General features: G+C 65.1%; 21 protein-coding genes. 10 read left to right on the top strand and 11 right to left on the bottom strand.

Annotation, left to right across the window (positions count from 1 at the left end):
* Positions 1-51: 51 nt before the first annotated feature.
* The 8 genes from cls to BLR66_RS15325 form a co-directional block, all read right to left on the bottom strand.
* Complete coding sequence (cls, locus tag BLR66_RS15360) at positions 52-1,500, bottom strand: cardiolipin synthase (protein ID WP_093288993.1); 1,449 nt, start codon at positions 1,498-1,500, stop codon at positions 52-54.
* A gap of 344 nt (positions 1,501-1,844) precedes the next feature.
* Entirely contained in the window at positions 1,845-2,009 is a 165-nt protein-coding gene (gene rpmG / locus BLR66_RS15355; protein ID WP_014159264.1) for a 50S ribosomal protein L33, read from the bottom strand.
* An 11-nt stretch (positions 2,010-2,020) separates the two neighbouring features.
* Positions 2,021-2,257: a 50S ribosomal protein L28 gene (gene rpmB, locus BLR66_RS15350; protein ID WP_093288990.1), complete on the bottom strand. Its 237-nt coding sequence runs from the start codon at positions 2,255-2,257 to the stop codon at positions 2,021-2,023.
* A 293-nt stretch (positions 2,258-2,550) separates the two neighbouring features.
* Positions 2,551-2,892: a hypothetical protein gene (locus tag BLR66_RS15345; RefSeq protein WP_143014668.1), complete on the bottom strand. Its 342-nt coding sequence runs from the start codon at positions 2,890-2,892 to the stop codon at positions 2,551-2,553.
* Between the two features lie 68 nt (positions 2,893-2,960).
* Positions 2,961-3,860: a ParB/RepB/Spo0J family partition protein gene (locus tag BLR66_RS15340; protein ID WP_093288984.1), complete on the bottom strand. Its 900-nt coding sequence runs from the start codon at positions 3,858-3,860 to the stop codon at positions 2,961-2,963.
* Entirely contained in the window at positions 3,861-4,661 is an 801-nt protein-coding gene (locus BLR66_RS15335; protein WP_093288981.1) for a ParA family protein, read from the bottom strand.
* Positions 4,662-4,919: 258 nt separating this feature from the next.
* A complete protein-coding gene (gene rsmG / locus BLR66_RS15330) occupies positions 4,920-5,564 on the bottom strand; it encodes a 16S rRNA (guanine(527)-N(7))-methyltransferase RsmG (RefSeq protein WP_093288978.1) in 645 nt (214 codons plus the stop codon).
* A gap of 107 nt (positions 5,565-5,671) precedes the next feature.
* On the bottom strand, positions 5,672-6,268 hold the full coding sequence (locus BLR66_RS15325) for a 4'-phosphopantetheinyl transferase family protein (protein ID WP_093288976.1): 597 nt from the start codon (positions 6,266-6,268) through the stop codon (positions 5,672-5,674).
* A 238-nt stretch (positions 6,269-6,506) separates the two neighbouring features.
* On the opposite strand from BLR66_RS15325, the gene BLR66_RS15320 reads away from it, so the two are divergent.
* The gene (locus BLR66_RS15320) at positions 6,507-6,764 is read left to right on the top strand and encodes a GlsB/YeaQ/YmgE family stress response membrane protein (protein ID WP_093288973.1); all 258 of its coding nucleotides are present in this window, start codon (positions 6,507-6,509) and stop codon (positions 6,762-6,764) included.
* Between the two features lie 221 nt (positions 6,765-6,985).
* Here the strand turns inward: BLR66_RS15320 and xth are convergent, their stop codons facing one another.
* Positions 6,986-7,756, bottom strand: a complete 771-nt coding sequence (xth, locus tag BLR66_RS15315; protein WP_093288970.1) for an exodeoxyribonuclease III — start codon at positions 7,754-7,756, stop codon at positions 6,986-6,988.
* Between the two features lie 91 nt (positions 7,757-7,847).
* On the bottom strand, positions 7,848-9,257 hold the full coding sequence (locus BLR66_RS15310) for a coniferyl aldehyde dehydrogenase (RefSeq protein WP_093288968.1): 1,410 nt from the start codon (positions 9,255-9,257) through the stop codon (positions 7,848-7,850).
* 50 nt (positions 9,258-9,307) lie between these two features.
* On the opposite strand from BLR66_RS15310, the gene BLR66_RS15305 reads away from it, so the two are divergent.
* The 3 genes from BLR66_RS15305 to BLR66_RS15295 all read left to right on the top strand — a co-directional run bounded on the left by BLR66_RS15305 (position 9,308) and on the right by BLR66_RS15295 (position 11,133).
* Positions 9,308-9,841 carry a gamma carbonic anhydrase family protein gene (locus BLR66_RS15305; protein WP_093288966.1) on the top strand — a complete coding sequence of 178 codons (534 nt, stop codon included), beginning with the start codon at positions 9,308-9,310 and terminating at the stop codon, positions 9,839-9,841.
* 152 nt (positions 9,842-9,993) lie between these two features.
* Positions 9,994-10,899: a DUF2167 domain-containing protein gene (locus BLR66_RS15300; protein WP_093288964.1), complete on the top strand. Its 906-nt coding sequence runs from the start codon at positions 9,994-9,996 to the stop codon at positions 10,897-10,899.
* Between the two features lie 36 nt (positions 10,900-10,935).
* Positions 10,936-11,133: a hypothetical protein gene (locus BLR66_RS15295; protein ID WP_093288961.1), complete on the top strand. Its 198-nt coding sequence runs from the start codon at positions 10,936-10,938 to the stop codon at positions 11,131-11,133.
* Between the two features lie 28 nt (positions 11,134-11,161).
* Here the strand turns inward: BLR66_RS15295 and BLR66_RS15290 are convergent, their stop codons facing one another.
* The gene (locus tag BLR66_RS15290; RefSeq protein WP_093288958.1) at positions 11,162-11,431 is read right to left on the bottom strand and encodes a YkgJ family cysteine cluster protein; all 270 of its coding nucleotides are present in this window, start codon (positions 11,429-11,431) and stop codon (positions 11,162-11,164) included.
* Positions 11,432-11,503: 72 nt separating this feature from the next.
* On the opposite strand from BLR66_RS15290, the gene BLR66_RS15285 reads away from it, so the two are divergent.
* The 6 genes from BLR66_RS15285 to BLR66_RS15260 are packed head-to-tail and all read left to right on the top strand — an operon-like array spanning position 11,504 to position 17,413.
* Positions 11,504-12,013, top strand: coding sequence for an RDD family protein (locus BLR66_RS15285; protein WP_093288955.1), 510 nt, complete (start codon positions 11,504-11,506; stop codon positions 12,011-12,013).
* On the top strand, positions 12,013-12,693 hold the full coding sequence (locus BLR66_RS15280; protein WP_093288953.1) for an RDD family protein: 681 nt from the start codon (positions 12,013-12,015) through the stop codon (positions 12,691-12,693). Before BLR66_RS15285 ends, BLR66_RS15280 begins: the two co-directional genes overlap by 1 nt.
* On the top strand, positions 12,690-13,694 hold the full coding sequence (locus BLR66_RS15275; protein WP_093288950.1) for a stage II sporulation protein M: 1,005 nt from the start codon (positions 12,690-12,692) through the stop codon (positions 13,692-13,694). Before BLR66_RS15280 ends, BLR66_RS15275 begins: the two co-directional genes overlap by 4 nt.
* Positions 13,684-15,222 carry a DUF4129 domain-containing protein gene (locus BLR66_RS15270; protein ID WP_093288947.1) on the top strand — a complete coding sequence of 513 codons (1,539 nt, stop codon included), beginning with the start codon at positions 13,684-13,686 and terminating at the stop codon, positions 15,220-15,222. Before BLR66_RS15275 ends, BLR66_RS15270 begins: the two co-directional genes overlap by 11 nt.
* Positions 15,219-16,403, top strand: a complete 1,185-nt coding sequence (locus BLR66_RS15265) for a DUF4350 domain-containing protein (RefSeq protein WP_093289890.1) — start codon at positions 15,219-15,221, stop codon at positions 16,401-16,403. The genes BLR66_RS15270 and BLR66_RS15265 overlap by 4 nt, the downstream gene beginning before the upstream one ends.
* Entirely contained in the window at positions 16,400-17,413 is a 1,014-nt protein-coding gene (locus BLR66_RS15260; protein ID WP_093288944.1) for an AAA family ATPase, read from the top strand. Before BLR66_RS15265 ends, BLR66_RS15260 begins: the two co-directional genes overlap by 4 nt.
* Positions 17,414-17,505 lie beyond the last annotated feature (92 nt).

The following is a 17,505-nucleotide window of genomic DNA, read 5'->3' as shown; positions in this document are numbered from 1 at the left end:
GTAGGGGATGGCTCGCAAACCCCGGAGTCGCCCCTTTCATTGTGAGAGGTCTTACATCAAGGAGTCGGCCAGGCGCGCGATGCCTTCGCGGCTGCGCTTCCAGGCTGGGCGTTTGCTCCAGGCCGCGTGGTCGATCCTTTCGGCGTCCGCCAGATACGCCGCCTCCACTTCGCGCATGCGCGCGACCACGCCGCGGTCGTAGCAAAGCAATCCTATTTCCGCGTTCAACGCGAAAGAACGTATGTCCAGGTTGATCGAACCCACCAGGGCGATGTCCTCGTCCACGCTCAGATGCTTGGCATGCAGGAAATGCGGCCGGTACAGCGCGATCTTCACGCCGCTGGCCAGCAGTTCGTCGTAGTAGGAATCCTGCGCCCATGCGGTGAGCCGCTGGTTGTTGCTGGCCGACAGGATCAGCTGCACCTCCACCCCCGACAGCGCGGCGATGCGCAAGGCGCTCAGAGTCGCATCGTCGGGCACGAAATACGGCGTGGTCAGCACGATCTTGCGCTGGGCCAGATGGATCAACGCGTTGACCGTGTCGCGCGCGTTCTCGAACGGATACGCAGGCCCGCTGGGCAGCAGTTGCATGGCCACGTTGGCTTCGCTCACTGCGGGCACGGGCTTGACCTGCAGCCGTTGCCCGGTCTCGATATACCAGTCGCTGGCGAACACCCCTTCCAGATGCGCCACCACCGGTCCCTGCACGCGCGCCACCAGCTCGCGGTTGGGGAAGCCGCGCACGAAATCCGGCGCGGCCAGGTTCTGCGAGCCTACGTAGCCGGCGCTGCTGTCGATCACCGCGACTTTGCGATGGTTGCGCAGGTCCATGCGCCCACTGCGCCGCCAGCGCAGCCCGCCAGGCAGCATCACGTGGACCTCCACGCCGGCCTTGCGCAGACGCCGCGCGTAACAGCGCAGGCCGCGCTTGGCGCCCACGGCATCCAGCAGCAACCGGCATTGCACGCCGCGCGCGGCGGCGCGTTCCAGCGACTGGCAGACGGCTTCGCCGACAGCGTCGTCGAACAGCAGGTAGTACAGCAGGTGCACGCGTTCGCTGGCGCCATCGATGTCGGCCAGCAGGGCCGTCAACGAAGCGGCGTAGTCGTCGAGCAGTTCTATAGCGTTGCCGTGAGTGGGCATGAAGTCGCCCAGCCGCTCCACCAGCGGCACCATCTCGCTGGCGGCCTCGCTGCCGTCCGGCAACCAGCGCAGCGCGCCATGCGGCGCCTGTTCCTCGCGGATCACGCCCGAGGCCAGGGTCTGCCGGCGCACGCGTTCCCGCGATAGCCAGGGGTGACCGAACAACAGATACAGCGGCAGGCCCACCAGCGGCAGGAAACCCACCAGCAGCAACCAACTGCGCGCCGCCGCCGGCGTGGTGCGGGTGGGGATCCACAACAGCGCCGCCAGACGGATCACCCAGTCCAGCGCCAGCAGCCACACGCCCGCGGAGAAGGGCGTGGCCCATTCGGCGAACTGGTGGAGGAAGGAATTCATGGCCCCGATTCTGCGGGGTGGAGCGGGAAAGGACAAAGCGCGCTTGCATCGTGCGTGGCCGTAGTAGCACGCCCGAAGCTGGCGAAAGACCATCCGGAGTTCGTCATCCCAGCGAAAGCTGGGATCCATCTTGATCTTGCTTTGCTTTCGGCCACGCGAAGATCAAGAGCAAAATGGATCCCAGCTTTCGCTGGGATGACGTCAGGGTGTGGGAGGGTTATGGAGAAATCAAATGCCGCAAACAACAAACCCGCCTTGCGGCGGGTTTGTCTGAAAGCTGGATCCCCGCTTTCGCGGGGATGACCTAGCGGCAAAGGCGTTCGCTGCGCGAACGCGCCGCTAGGTCACTTGATCTTGCCTTCCTTGTAGACCACGTGCTTGCGCACGACCGGGTCGTATTTGCTCATTTCCATCTTGCCCGGGGTGTTCTTCTTGTTCTTGTCGGTCGTGTAGAAGTGACCGGTGCCGGCCGAGGAAATCAGACGGATCTTGTCGCGTTTGCCTGCCATGTCTTATCTCCTCAGACCTTTTCGCCGCGCGCGCGCAGCTCAGCCAGAACGGAATCGATGCCGTTCTTGTCGATGGTGCGCAGCGAATGCGCGGAAACCTTCAGCTTGATCCAGCGGTTTTCGCTGGCGACCCAGAAGCGGCGCTCGTGCAGGTTGGGCAGGAAGCGACGACGGGTTTTGTTGTTGGCGTGGCTGACGTTGTTACCCGTCATCACACGCTTGCCGGACACTTGGCATACGCGGGACATTACGCACCTCGATAGATTTTTGTGTCGCCCTTAGCCAGGGAAACGGCGGCCCCGCCGCGATAGCGGCACACGAAACGGGCAATGGTTTGGCGCTACCGGCGGCGGGTCGGAATCGTGCTTCCGGACCCGCCCGGTCATAGGCACAAAGGCCGACCGGACGAAGCGAGCCGCGCATTATGCCCAGGTTTCCCTTATGGCGCAAACACTTATGACGGCCTACGTGGCCAGCAAACGGCCCTGGACCCGCCTGGATCCAGGCCAGACCAGAGGGCGACGGGCACTAATTCACACCACTAGTGCTGGTCAAGGACCATGCCGGCCACGATCACACCCGCCAGCAGGACGATCGGGATCGCCCACCACTGCATGGGGATCCAGAACAGGCTGTGGTCGTTGCGCAGCAGTACCCGCTGGCCGGTCTTCGGATCCACCAGCTCGCGGGTGGGCGCCGAGTTCAGCTTCCTTCCCAGCCACCACACCATCGCGGCGGAACAAACGCCGGAAACCGGGATCATCAGGGTGGGGTTTGCCAGAAACGTACCCTTGGCGCCGATGCCGAACACCACCGCAAACAGAATGAAAAACGCTGCCGGTATCAACGCAGCCAGTATTCCCCAACCTCTCCAGATGATCATTGCCTATCCCCCTCGATTCGATTGATCCGGGGATTGTAAATGTCTGAATCAGAAGAGGAAAATGTGAGTCAACTCACTTTAACGCGAAGCTTTTCCAACACGCCTTCCAGCGTATCCAGATCGGTGTAATGGATGACCAGCTTGCCCTTGCCACCGCGGCCATGGGCGATGCTGACCTTGGTGCCCAGGGACTCGGACAGCTCGGTCTCCAGCGAGGCGATATCGGCCTGGGGCGTGGCTTTGCCGGGCTTGGCCTTCTTGCTGCTGACCGGCACCTTGCCGGCGGCGAACTGCTGGGCGCGGTGCTCCACCTCGCGGACCGACCAGCCCTGCTCGGCCGCTTCGGCAGCCAGCTTGCTGGCCAGCTCGGGCGAAAGAGTCAGCAGGGCGCGGGCATGGCCCATCTCCAGGCGGCGGGCTTCCAGCAAGGCGCGGATGGCCGGCGGCAGTTCCAGCAGGCGCAACAGGTTGGAGACCGCGGCGCGGGAACGGCCCACCGCTTCGGCGGCTTCGGCATGGGTCAGGGAGAATTCGCCGATCAGGCGCTGCAGGGACTGCGCTTCCTCCAGCGGGTTCAGGTCTTCACGCTGGATGTTCTCGATCAGCGCCATAGCGATGACGGTGCGGTCGTCCAGGTCGCGGACCACCACCGGCACCGCGGCCAGGCCGGCTTCCTGGGAAGCGCGCCAGCGGCGTTCGCCGGCCACGATTTCGAACTTTCCGGGCGACAGCTCGCGCACCACGATCGGCTGGATCACGCCCTGGGCCTTGATCGATTCGGCCAGCTCGCTCAGCTTGGCCGGGTCCATGGACATGCGCGGCTGGTACTTGCCCGGCTGCAGCTGTTTGATTGGAATCTGCCGCAGGTGTTCGCCGGGTTGGGCTTCGGGTGGCGCGGTGGCGGCGGCTTTCGGGCCCAGCAGTGCTTCCAGGCCGCGGCCCAGGCCGCGTTTCTTGGGGGCGGACATTTACGCGTTCTCCAGATATTTCGCTTGCTGTTTGTTGCGCTCGGTCTGCCGGCGCAGGATCTCGCCGGCCAGGCCCAGGTAGGCGACGCCGCCGCGCGAGGCCCGGTCGTAACCGACGATGCTCTGGCCATGGCTGGGCGCCTCGGCCACGCGCACGTTGCGCGGCACGATGGTGCGGAACACCTTGTCGCCGAAGTGGTTGGTCAGTTCGCCGGACACGGCGTTGGCCAGATTGTTGCGCACGTCGAACATGGTGCGCAGCACGCCTTCGATCTCAAGGCCCGGATTCAGCCGCGCCTTCAGCGCCTCGATGGTGTCGATCAGCGCGCTGAGGCCTTCCAGCGCGTAGTACTCGCACTGCATCGGCACCAGCACCGAGTCGGCCGCGGTCAGCGCGTTGAGGGTGAGCAGCGACAGCGCCGGCGGGCAGTCGATCAGAATGAAGTCGTAGTCCTCGCGCAACGGATCCAGCGCGACCTTCAGGCGCTGTTCGCGGCCTTCGATCTCCATCAGCTGGATCTCGGCGGCGGTCAGGTCGATGTTGCCGGGCATCAGGTCGAAATCTTCCGGTGTCTTCACGATCACGCTGCGCGCGTCGGCTTCCTGCAGCAGCACGTCGTAGCTGGAGGCTTCCAGTTCGCGCTTGTCCACGCCGCTGCCCATGGTGGCGTTGCCCTGCGAATCCAGGTCGACCAGCAGCACGCGCTTGGGCGCGCGCGCCAGTGCGGCGGCCAGATTGACCGCGGTGGTGGTCTTGCCGACTCCGCCTTTCTGGTTGGCGATGGCGATGATGCGGGCCATGCGTGGGACGCCTCGTGGAACCCTGGTGGGTCGGGGATTATGCGGGATGAAGCGTGGAACTTTGGGGAATCGGTGCCCCCGTCTTTGGATTTTGGACGAGGAGTCGGTCCTCGCAGGCGCGTGCTGCTGCTTTTGCCCCCTTTGGAAAAGGGGGCTTACGGGGGATTTGCTCTTGGCGCCAAAAGCAAATCCCCCTCAATCCCCCTTTTTCAAAGGGGGAGGCCCTGCTCATTTCAAATCTAAAGGGGGAGGCCCTGCTCACGCATCGCGGGCGACGATCACCAGATGCCGTTCGCCGACCAATCCGGGCACGGCAAGGGTATGTACGTCCGAGACTGTCCACCCTGCCGGCAGCGCGGCGATCTCTTCGTCCGGCCGGAGGCCTTTCATGGCCAGCAGCTTGCCGCCTGGCTTCAGCAGATGTCCGCCGACTTCAATGATCCCGGCCAGTACGTCCAAAGCGCGGGCGGTGAGGGCGTCGTAGGCGCCCGGCTCATCCAGCGCTTCGGCACGGGATTCGGCCACCCGCGCATTGGTCAGGCCCAGGGTGCGCACTGCTTCCCGCAGGAATCGCGCTTTCTTGCCGTTGCTCTCCACCAGGGTGACCCGCAGCTTCGGCTTGGCGATCGCCAGCGGGATGCCGGGCAGGCCGGGGCCGGTTCCCAGATCGGCCAGCGCTTCGTTCTCGACGAACGGATGCATGGCCAGCGAATCGAGCAGGTGGCGGGTCACCATTTCGCGCGGGTCGCGGATAGCGGTGAGGTTGTAGGCGCGGTTCCAGCGATCCAGCAGGGCCAGGTAGGCGAGCAGGGGCGGCGAAAGCGCATCGCCATCCAGGCCCAGCGTGGTCAGGCCGCGGTTGAGATCGTCGCGCAGCGCTTCGGGAAAAGAAGAAGTATTCATTCCCGCCAGTATCGCAGACGACCCGCTTGAGCCGTACGAGCGCCGTAGGAGCGACGTAGGAGCGACGTAAGTCGCGAAGGGTTTTCCCGGCGAGGCCACATCGCGACTTACGTCGCTCCTACGGCGTCCGTTGCGCGCCATGCCAGCGCGGCTTGGTAGCCGGGCAAGGGCGTCCACTCGCGCAATGTCCAGTCCTGCGGTTGTCCCAGCGCGAAGTCGCAGCGGATCAGTTGCAGCTCGCCGCCGTTTTCGGCGAACACCAATTTCTCCAGCCCGAACGACAGGCCCTTGCCGTGGGCCTTGAGCACCGCTTCCTTGGCGCACCACAGACGCACGAATGAAAATTCCATCGCGTCTTCGCCCTGGGTGGCCAGCCAGTGCACTTCATCGGCATGGAAGAACCGCTGCGCCAGTTGCCGTGCGCGCGGGCGCGGCCGGAGTTGTTCGATATCCACGCCGAGCTGGACCGATTCGCCCAGTGCCAGCAGCAACGCATCGCCGCTATGGCTCCAGCCCGCGTCGAAGCGCTGGTAAGGAGGCCCCAGCAAGGGGCGGCCTTCGCTGCCGCGCGACAAGGGCAGATCGTCGTCGTCGCATCCCAGCGCCTCGCAAAGCAAAGGGCGCACGTAAGGTTCGCCGCGTTCGCGCCGGGGGTGACGCAGCAGCCATAGGCGGACAGGGGTTTCGGAAGGCAGGTTCGGCATGCGCACCAATGTAGCCGATGGCTTGTTCCGTCTCACATTTCTCTCTGCTGCGCGGCGGCGTGCAAGCGCGGCTGGTTTGCGCTATCTAGAAGGCGACAAGGGAGAGGGCCCCACCAGGACGCGGGTTAACAGCGGCTTCACATGTCGAGGCCTTAAATCGTTCCGGTAGAAAGTTTTGGTGCAACCGTTCCCGCAATGACGCGGGAACGCCTTTCCACAAATGCAAGGAGAACGCTTGATGAACTTCCTGATCTATCTGATTGTTGGCGGTATCGCGGGCTGGCTGGCCAGCATCGTGATGAAGCGCGATGGTTCGCAAGGCATCATCCTCAACGTCGTCGTCGGCATCATCGGCGGTTTCCTCGGTGGCTGGCTGCTGCCGCAGATCGGTTTCGGCCTGGGCGGCGGTACGCTGGGTTTCCTGGTCACCGCCTTCATCGGTGCGGTCGTCCTGCTGTTGATCATCAACCTGTTTACGCGCGGCAAGGCGCGTTAAACGTTTCGCTGCGACCGCGTGCGCGATTAAGACGCACCCATGGTTCGTGGCACCGCAAAGGCCCGGCAATGCCGGGCCTTTGTTCGTGTAGGGCGGGCACTGCCCGCCGCTTTCCGCGCCAACCGAACGGCGGGCGGTGCCCCCGCTACTAATTCTTTTTTGGATGTTTGCCATCCATGGCCGTGCGTTCGGCCGGGCAACAAGTGCCTTGGGGGCGTCCGTTAAGCGTCCAACCTCACCCAAGCAGGCGCATGATCGCTGGGGCGTTCCCAGGTGCGCGGTTCGCGGTCGATGCCCGCTTCATGCGCGCTATCGCGCAATGCATCCGACACTAGCGTGAGATCGATGCGCAAACCCAGGTCGCGGCGGAAACCGGCCATGCGGTAATCCCACCAGCTGAACACGCCGCCGGCCTCGTTATGCAGGCGGTAGGCGTCGTGCAGGCCCAGCGCGTACAGGCGCTTGAGCGCATCGCGTTCGGCAGTGGAAGTGAGGATGTGCGAATCGTTCCACACTGCCGGATCGTGCACGTCGCGGTCGTCCGGCGCGATGTTGAAATCGCCCAGCACCACCAGCTTGGGATGCGTGCGCAGTTCGTCCTCGAGCCAGGCATGCACCGCTTCCAGCCAGCGCAGCTTGTAGGCGTATTTGTCGGTACCCACATCCTGGCCGTTGACCACGTACAGATTGACGATGCGCACGTCGCCTACGGTCGCGGCGATCGCGCGCTTCTGCTCGTCTTCGAAATTGGGAATGCCCACTTGCACGTCGCTGGCCGGCAGCCGCGACAGCAGTGCCACGCCGTTGTAGGTCTTCTGTCCGGCGAACACGCTGCGATAGCCGGCCTCGGCCAGGACGGTGTCGGGGAACTTGTGGTCCTCCAGTTTGGTTTCCTGGATGCCCACCACATCCGGCGCGAAAGCGCCCAGCCACTGTTGCAAGTGTGGCAGGCGCACGTTGAGCGAGTTGACGTTCCAGCTGGCGATTTTCATGTGGTGCCCTGTGTAGGAGCGGGCCCTGCCCGCGACGCTTTTGATGGTTTCAGGGTAAGGCATCGCGGGCAGGGCCCGCTCCTACAAAAGCTTAGCGGATGATGAAATCGATGAAGCGCGCCACCTTCGAATACGGCGGCTTGAGCATGTCGCTGCCCGCGCGCCTGGGCTGCCACAGGATCGGCAGCGCTTTGCTGAAAGCGTCGAAACCCGCGCGGCCGTGGTAGGCACCCATGCCGCTGGGGCCGATGCCGCCGAAGGGCAGGTTGTTGATGCCGAAATGCAGCACCGTGTCGTTGACGGTGACGCCGCCGGCCAGGGTATTGCGCAGGATCTTCTCCACACTGTCGCGGTCGTGGCTGAAGGGATACAGCGACAGCGGCCGGTCGTGCGCGTTGACGTAGGCGATGGCCTCGTCGAGGCTGCGGTAGGACTTGATGGGCAGGATCGGTCCGAAGATCTCTTCCTGCATCACCAGCGCATCGTCGCCGGGTTCCAGCACCACGGTCGGTGCGAACAGACGCTCACCCGGCTTGCCGTGTTCGCCCAGCGGCAGGACCTGCAGGCCGCGCGTGCGCGCGTCTTGCAGATAATTTTCCAGGCGCGCGTACTGGCCGTCGTTGATGATGCGGGTGTAGTCGTCCGATTCCGCCAACCTGCCGTAGCGCGCACTCACCTGGGCGCGCAACGCTTCGGCCAGCGCGGGCGCGCGGCCTTCGTCGATCAATACGTAATCCGGCGCGATGCAGGTCTGCCCGCCGTTGAACCACTTGCCGGTCGCCAAGCGCGCGGCGGCCTGTTCCACCGGAAAATCGGCGCAGACGATGGCCGGCGACTTGCCGCCGAGTTCCAGCGTCAGCGGGGTCAGGTTCGGCGCGGCGGCGGCCATGACCTTGCGGCCGACCGCGGTGGAGCCGGTGAACACCAGGTGGTCGAAGGGCAGCGCGGCGAAGGCGCCGGCCACCTCCGCGCCGCCGCTGGCCACGGCCACCCGATCGACGGCGAACACTTCGGCCAGCAGGCTGCGCAGAAAACTGGTGGTGTTGGGGGTGTGCTCGGAAGGCTTCAGGTAAACATGGTTGCCGGCGGCGATGGCGGTGGCCAGCGGAATCAGAGCCAGGTTCACCGGATAATTCCACGGTGCGATCACACCCACCACGCCCACCGGCTCGGGCCGGATCTCGGCGCGCGCCGGCCAGAAACGCCAGCCCACGCCCACCCGCTTGGGCTTCATCCAGCGGCGCAGGTGGCTGCGCAGGTGGTCGATTTCATTCAGGACGGTCATGCCGTCGGCCAGCAGCGTCTCGTGGCGCGAGCGCTGGCCGAAGTCGGCGGCGATGGTGTCGGCCATTTCGGGCAGCCGCCGTTTCAGTGCCTCGCGCAGGCGCTGCAGGTCGTCCCGGCGCTGCCGGTAATCCGGGCGTTTCCCCTGCCAGGCGGCGCGCAGACGGACCAGGGTGGGCTGGAGTTCGGTGCTGGGAGTATCGGTGGAAGTATCCATACGCCGCAGTGTAGTCCGGCCTCCGCGGGCCTGCCCATTACAATGCAAGGATGACCGCACTACGCCCCTATCTTGGCCGGCTTCCCACCCTTGGCCAGCGTGTTTACGTGGACCCGGCCGCCACCGTGATCGGCGATGTCGAATTGGGCGACGACGTTTCCGTCTGGCCGGGCACCATCATCCGCGGCGACGTGAACCACATCCGCATCGGTGCGCGCACCAACGTGCAGGACGGCACCATCATCCACGTCAGCCACCACAGCCCGTACAACCAGGCCGGCTATCCGACCCTGATCGGGGAGGACGTCACCGTCGGCCACGGCACCATCATCCACGCCTGCAGCATCGGCGACCGCTGCCTGATCGGCATGGGCGCCTGCATCCTCGATGGCGCGAAAGTGGAGACCCACGGTTTCGTCGGCGCCGGCGCGATCATCGGTCCGGGCAAAGTGGTGGGCGAAGGCGAACTGTGGCTGGGCAATCCCGGGCGCTTCGTGCGAAAGCTCAGCGACAAGGAAATCGAGAGCCTGCTGTATTCGGCCCAGCACTACGTGCGGCTGAAGGACCAGTACCTGCACGCGTAGGTCGGGGCTACGTCCCCGACGCATGGCATATCCGAGGTCGTCTAGTGTCGGGGGCGTAGCCCCGACCTACATCGGCACCCGTTGCGCGCGGGCGGCGGCCACGCGACACTGGCGCGCGGGCATGGGGATGCCCAATCACGGAGCGATAGAAGATGAAGGCGATGATTCGTGGCCTGCTGGCCACGTTGTGCGTGGGCATGGCTTTGTCCGCAGCCGCGCAGGCACCGGAAGAGAAGGGGACGGAAACGACACCAGAGCAGTTCGTCGCGTCGTTGCATTTCAAGGACGGAGAGGTCGCGGTACCGCAAGCCAAGGCGCATTTCCGCCTGACGCCCGCCTTCCGTTACCTGGAGCAGGCCGACGCGCGCCGCGTGCTGGAAGAGTTCTGGGGCAATCCTCCGGACGAGAGCGTACTGGGCCTGATCGTGCCGGCTACTCCGAACCTGGCCGACGACAACAGCTGGGCGGTGGTGGTGACCTATTCCGACGACGGTTACGTTTCCGACGAGGACGCCGCCAAGATCGACTACCAGGAAATGCTGGAGGAAATGCAGCAAGGCACCAAAGACGAGAATGCCGCGCGCAAGGAGGCGGGCTACGGCACCGTCGATCTGCTGGGTTGGGCCGTGGCGCCGCGCTACGACGCCGCCAGCAAGAAAATGTATTGGGCCAAGGAGCTGAAGTTCGACGAGTCCAAGGACAACACGCTGAACTACGACATACGCGTGCTTGGCCGTAACGGCTACCTGAGCCTCAACGCCGTCTCCGGCATGTCCGAGCTGGGACTGGTGCAGACCGGCATGCAGCAACTGCTGCCGATGACCGAGTTCGACGCCGGCGCGCGCTACGCCGATTACGACGCCTCCACCGACAAGGTCGCCGCCTATGGCGTGGCCGCGCTGATCGGTGGCGGGCTGGCGGCCAAGGCCGGCTTGTTCGCCAAGCTGGGCCTGGTTCTGGCCAAGTTCTGGAAGCTGGGCCTGATCGCGGTCTTGGGCCTGGGAGCTTTGGTCAAGAAGATGTTCAGTGGCAAACGTGAAAAGGGATCGGTCAGCTGATCGCGGACAACCGTTCAATACTTACAGGAGAAAGACGTGAAATCACTCGGCATGTACATGGCCATCTTCGGCCTGGGCTCCATCGTCCTCGACTTCTTCGACATGCAGTTCAAGATTCTTTCGTGGATCGACAACTGGGGTCCCACCGTGGGCTGGTCGATCCGCATCGGCCTGATCGTGGTCGGCGCCGCGATCTGGTTTTTCACGCCCAGCAAGGAAGAAGCGGCGGCCTGAGTACGGACGGACGCTGCCGCGCCCGTTGCTAGGGCGCGGTGGCGGTTTCAAGATGGCCTAGAAACGCGAGCGCCTGTGCACGGTCGTTCCCGCACATCTCCATCGACGGCCGCAGCGAAGCGCAGAACGCGGGCCGCTCGGGTTTTCCGAACAGCCTGCAGCGCAGATCCGCATCCAGTTGCACGCAGGGCACGCCCGCCGGCTTGCCCTGCGGCATGCCGGGGATGGGCGAGGTGATCGACGGCGCGATGCAGCAGGCGCCGCAACGGCTGCGGCAGGGGAAAGCGGAGTTTTCCATGGCATCGCCAGTGTAATGACTCTGGGCAAGGCCGGTTTTGGTCGTTAAAGTCATACCGACAGGGAAAGGCGCATGGAAAGCGAAACAGCGAACCACAATCCATATGCGGCACCGCAATCGCCCCTGGCCGCGCAACCGCCGCCGCTTCGGCAGGAGCCTGCCGGGCGCGCCATCCGTCTGGGAGCGGTGCTGATCGACAATATCCTGTTCACCATCGCATTCCTGCCGGGATACCTGCTGTTGCTGGAGGAAATGCCCGCGGACGCGGCATCGGTCTTGCAATGGATCGCCCCGGTGACCGGTCTGCTGGGCCTGGGACTGCTGGGCTACAACCTGTGGCTGCTGCATCGGCAGGGGCAAACGCTGGCGAAAAGCTGGCTCGGCATCCGCATCGTGCGTACCGACGGTAGCCGCAGCGGCCTGGGCCGGATCTTCTGGCTGCGTTATTTCTTTCCGACGCTGATCGGCGCCATTCCTTGCGTGGGTGGAATCTTCAGCCTGGTGGATGCGCTCTTCATATTCGCGGACGACCGCCGTTGTCTGCACGATCACATGGCCGACACCATGGTGGTGCTCGCCTGATGCTGGACACCTATCGCGAGGTAGTCACGCCCGAAGGCGTGGCCCTGCATCTGCCCGTCGCCGGCCCGGTGCCGCGCGCGGTGGCGTGGTCCATCGATCTGGCCATCCGCCTGGGCATCCTGATGTTGGTCGGCACCCTGCTGGCCTTGCTGGGAGCGGCCGGGCAGGGCTTGTACCTGATCTCGATGTTCCTGATCTTCTGGGCCTACCCCATTCTGTTCGAGGTGCTGTGGGACGGACAGACGCCCGGCAAGAAAGCCATGTCGCTGCGCGTGGTCAACGGCGACGGCGCGCCGGTGGGCTGGTTGCCCGCCATCACCCGCAATCTGCTGCGTACCGTGGACATGCTGCCGTTCGGCTATGCCGCCGGCCTGATCGCTTGCCTGGCCGATCCGCATGCGCGGCGGCTGGGCGACATGGTTGCGGGTACGCTGGTGGTGCACAACGAACACGAGCGCGATGCGGCGGCGGCGCCGGTGAACGCGGTGCTTGCGCCTAGCGCCGGCCTGCAACCGGCGGAACAGGCGGCCGTGGTCGCCTTCGGCGAACGCGCGCCGCTGCTGACGCCCGCGCGGCAGGAAGAACTGGCCAACATCGTCGAGCCGCTCACCGGCAGCCGCGGCCAGGGCGGCGTGCTGCGCTTGTACGGCATGGCCAACTGGCTGCTGGGGCGGCGATGAGACAGGAGCAATTCGTCGCCCGCCATCAACGCGAATGGCAGCAGTTCGAGCACTGGCTGGAAACGCGCGGCAATGCGCGCCATGCGCTGGCCGAACGCAATATCGGCGAAATCGGCGATGAAGACATTCCCGCGCGCTACCGGCGCCTGTGCCAGCAATTGGCGCTGGCGCGCAGGCGCGGCTACAGCCCGGTAGTGACCGCGCGGCTGCAGGCGCTGATGCAGCGCGGCCACAACCTGCTGTACCGCACGCCGCCGCCGCGCTGGCAGCGCGCGGTCGAATTCCTGCTGGCCGACTTCCCGCGCCTGGTGCGCAGCGAGGCCGGCTGCATGTGGGCCGCGCTGGTGCTGTTCGTGGTGCCGCTGGTGACGATGTTCGTGCTGCTGCAGTTCTATCCGGAACTGATCCACGGCTTGATGAGCCCGCAGGAAGTGGCGCAGCTGGAGCGCATGTACGACCCGGCCAGCGACAGCAACAAGCTGGGGCGCGAAAGCGGGACCGACTGGGCCATGTTCGGCCACTACATCATGAACAACATCAGCATCGGCCTGCGCACTTTCGCCAGCGGACTGCTGGCCGGCGTGGGCACGATCCTGGTGCTGATACTCAACGGCGTAGGCATCGGCGCGGCGTTCGGCCACCTGCAGCAGATCGGTTCGGGCGATCCGCTCTGGCGCTTCGTCGCCGGTCACGCGCCGTTCGAGCTGACCGCCATCGTACTTGCCGGCGGCGCTGGATTGCGGCTGGGCTTCAACCTGATCGCTCCCGGCCGCCGCACCCGCATCGATGCATTGGTCGCCGGCGGCATCAAGGGCGCCAGGCTGTGCCTGGGTATCGCTTTCATGCTGCTGGTGGCGGCGTTCATCGAGGCGTTCTGGTCGTCCACGCAGTCCATTCCGGCATCGATCAAGTATTCGGTATCGGGCGTGCTGTGGACGCTGGTGCTGCTATGGCTATGGCGCGGCGGGCGCAATCAGCCTGGAGACGCCGATGCGTCTTGAGCAGATGACCGTGCATCTGCGTTCGCGCTCGGCGTGGGAGGCGGTGGAATTGGGAACGGCGCTGGTGCGCCGGCATGCGGCTGCGATATGGAAGCCCTGGCTGTTGGTCACCGTGCCGTTGTTCGTCGCGTTCAATGCCGCCGCCTGGGCCATCGATTCCATCTGGCTGGCCGGCCTGTTGATGTGGTGGTTGAAGCCGGCGTTCGACCGCATTCCCTTGTTCGTGATCTCCCGCGCCACCTTCGGCGCCACCCCCAGCGTGCGGGACACGTTGGCGGCGCAACTGCGTTGGGGTTGGAGGCCGTTGCTTCACTACCTTACCTGGAGACGTTTCAGTCCCGCGCGCTCCCTGTACCTGCCCATCGATTTGCTGGAAGGCGTGCAGGGCGCGCGTTTGCGCGAGCGTCGTCGGGTGCTGGGCAGCGCGGTCTACGGCAATGCCGCCTTGTTGACGCTGGTCTGCATCAATTTCGAAATCGCGCTGGCGCTGGCGAGCGTGGCTCTGGTCTTCCTGTTCGTACCCGTGGAATACCTGCCCGAAACCATGCGCGCCGCGTGGTCGCTGGCCATCGAGCAGCCGCCATGGTGGGTGCAGGTGGGCAGCAACCTGGCGGGCTGGATCGCCACCTCGGTGATCGAACCCTTCTTCGTCGGCGCCGGCTTCGGCCTCTACCTCAACCGCCGCACCCAGATCGAAGCCTGGGACGTGGAAATCGCCTTCCGCAAATTGCGCGCAAGACTGACCGCCGTGGCCGCGCCATTCGCACTGGTGCTGGCCTTGCTGGGAGCCGGCTTGGCGCCCGCGCGCGCGCAGGAAGCGCAAGCTCCGGCCACGCCGGCCAAGCAGGAAGCCCCGACGCTGCCGGCCGTGTTCGGCGATGCGCGCGTGGACGAACGCGCTTTCAGCAAAGCCGTGGACCAGGCCTATCGCGATCCCTTGCTCAATTCCAAAAGCAAGCAGGTGACGTGGGAGAAACGCGACAAGCCCAAGGCTAAAGACAAACCGCAGACTCAACGCGATATGTCGTGGTTGTCAGGCTTCGGCACGGCGTTCGCCTTCATCGCCGAGTGGGGCCTGTGGATACTGGTGGGCGGACTGGTGGCGATCCTGCTGCTGACCCTGCGCCACTGGTTGCCATGGATGCGCGGTTCGCTGCGCAGGCACAAACCGCTGCCGGTGGACGTGGAAACGGAAGCCCTTCAACTCCCCGAAATCCTGCCCGACAACGTACCCGCCGAAGCGCGGCGGTTGTGGGCGCAGGGCAAGCCGCGCCATGCGCTGGCGTTGCTGTACCGCGCCAGCGTGGAAACCATGGCCAAGCGCGCAGAAGTCGCCCTGCCGCCCGGCGCCACCGAGTCCGAATGCCTGCGCGCCTCGCGACGCATGCCCGACGGCGAGGACCGCAGCCTGTTCGCGCGGATGGTGCGCGTGTGGCAATACGCGGCCTATGCGCAACAGCTGCCTGCGCAGGAAGAATTCGACGATCTGCTGTCCAGCTTGCAGCAGCGCTACCGGTGGGCGGCATGAACCGGTTCGGCCCCGCCGCGCGCATCGTATTGATAGTGCTGCTGGCCGCAGCGGTGATAGGCGGCGGCGTGGCCTGGTTCCTGCATGCCTACGAAAAGGTGGAGCGCGAAATCGCGCTGCCGCCGCGCGGCGAAGCCGGCTACAACCCGCTGTACGCGCTGAAGAAGGCGTTGCAGGCCGACGGGGTGAAAGTCGAATCGCGTCAGCGTCTCAACCTGGCCGCCCAACAGCTCGGTGCGCACGACACGCTGCTGATCCTCAACGATCCGCGCACCATGACTCCGGTGGAATCCCGCCGATTGCTGGAATGGGTGGCCGGCGGCGGACATCTGCTGGTACGCACTCCGCCCACGGTAATTCATGACGAAGAAACCAGCGTTCCGATTCTGGAGGACATCGGCATATTCCTGAGCGACCAATCGCCGGAATGCGAGCCGCTGCAAGTGGAAGGCCAGGACAGCCACATCGAGTTCTGCAGCGGCCGCCGCTTTTACTTCGATGAAGTCGAACCCGAACTCTCCTGGGGCGATCTGCAGGCCGATTACGTGTACGCGCGGCTCGCGCACGGCAAGGGCCATGTGGACGTGCTGGCGGATTTCGACTTCCTGACCAACAAAGGCAGCACCGACAGCGGTTTTCTGGGCATGGTCAAAGACGACCAGTCCGGCGGCCTGCGCGACGGCCCGCATCGCGCGCTGGCAAGGCAGGTGCTGGCGCCCAACTACGGCCAAGGCACCATGCACCTGGTCTACGCCGCGCAGATGCCCTCGCTGTTGCGCACCGTGTTGACCCAGGGCTGGCCCGTGTGGGTGCCGTTATTATTGGCGCTGCTGGCCTGGCTGTGGCTGCGCATGCAGCGCTTCGGCCCCTTGCGGCCATCGCCGCCGGCCGAGCGGCGCTCGTTGCTGGAACACGTGCGTGCCAGCGGCGAGCATCTGTTCCGTTACAACAAGCGCGCGCTGCTGTACGCAGCGGTGCGCAACTCTTTCCTGTCCCGTCTGCGTCGTCGCGATCCCATGGCCGCCGCGCTGTCCGGCGAGGCCCAGATCGAGGCGATCGCCGAGCGCCTGAACATTTCCGCCGACAAAATAAGAACCGCGCTGCAGCCGCCGTCCTCGCATGACAAGCCCGCTTTCCGCGACCGCATTTCCACTCTGATCCAGCTGAGAAACCGCATATGAACGATGAAACCGCTAACGCGCCCGCCGCCTCCGTGAATACGGTGCCCGCCATCACCGGCGCAGCGCTGGCCGAACGCGCCGCCGCCGTGCGCGAGGAAGTCTCCAAGGCCTTCATCGGCCAGCCGGAGGTGCTGGACCAGATCCTCATCGCGTTGCTCGCTGGCAGCCATGTATTGATCGAAGGCGTTCCCGGCCTGGGCAAGACATTGCTGGTGCGCGCATTGGCGCAAGCGCTGGAACTCAACTACGCGCGCGTGCAGTTCACTTCCGACCTGATGCCCAGCGACGTCAGCGGCCATGCGGTGTACGACCCCAAGACCGAGAGCTTCAAGATCCGCCGCGGTCCCGTGTTCACCAACCTGTTGCTGGCCGACGAAATCAACCGCGCGCCGGCCAAGACCCAGTCCGCGTTGCTGGAAGTGATGCAGGAAGGCCAGGTCACCATCGAAGGCAAGCCCTTCGAACTGTCACCGCCGTTCCTTGCCCTGGCCACGCAGAACCCGGTGGAACAGGAAGGCACCTATCCGCTGCCGGAAGCGCAGCTGGACCGTTTCCTGCTGAAGATCCTGATCGACTATCCGCAGCTGGCCGACGAAAAGCGCATGGTCGATGCCATCACCACCGGCCGCAGCGCAGGCGATTTCGATCTCTCTCAGGTGCGCCGCGTGCTCGGCGCCAGCGACATCGTGGCCATGCAGCGCGGCACCGCCGCGGTCATCGTCGATGAGCAGGTGATCGATTACGCGGTGCGCATCGTGGCCGCCACGCGCAAGTGGCCGGGCATCTCGCTGGGCGCCGGCCCACGCGGCAGCATCGCACTGGTGCGCGCGGCGCGCGCGCAGGCGGTGCTGCAAGGCCGCGATTTCGTAACCCCGGACGATGTGCGCGAGATCGCCAAGCCGGCGCTGAGGCACCGCATCACCCTGTCGCCGGAACTGCAGATCGAAGGCCAGTCGCCCGACGACGCCTTGCACGCGTTGCTGGCCAAGGTGGAAGCGCCGCGGAAATGAAGCGACGCGGTTCTGCTCTTGCCTGGCCTGTCTTCCCCCTTTGCAAAAGGGGGATCGAGGGGGATTTGCTTTTGACTTTGCTTTCGGGGGCT

This window comes from Pseudoxanthomonas sp. CF125 (assembly GCF_900104085.1).
In the GTDB taxonomy this organism is placed as follows: Bacteria; Pseudomonadota; Gammaproteobacteria; order Xanthomonadales; family Xanthomonadaceae; genus Pseudoxanthomonas_A.
The sequence above is the reverse complement of the archived record's forward strand: the minus strand, read 5'-3'. Positions and strand labels throughout refer to the sequence as shown.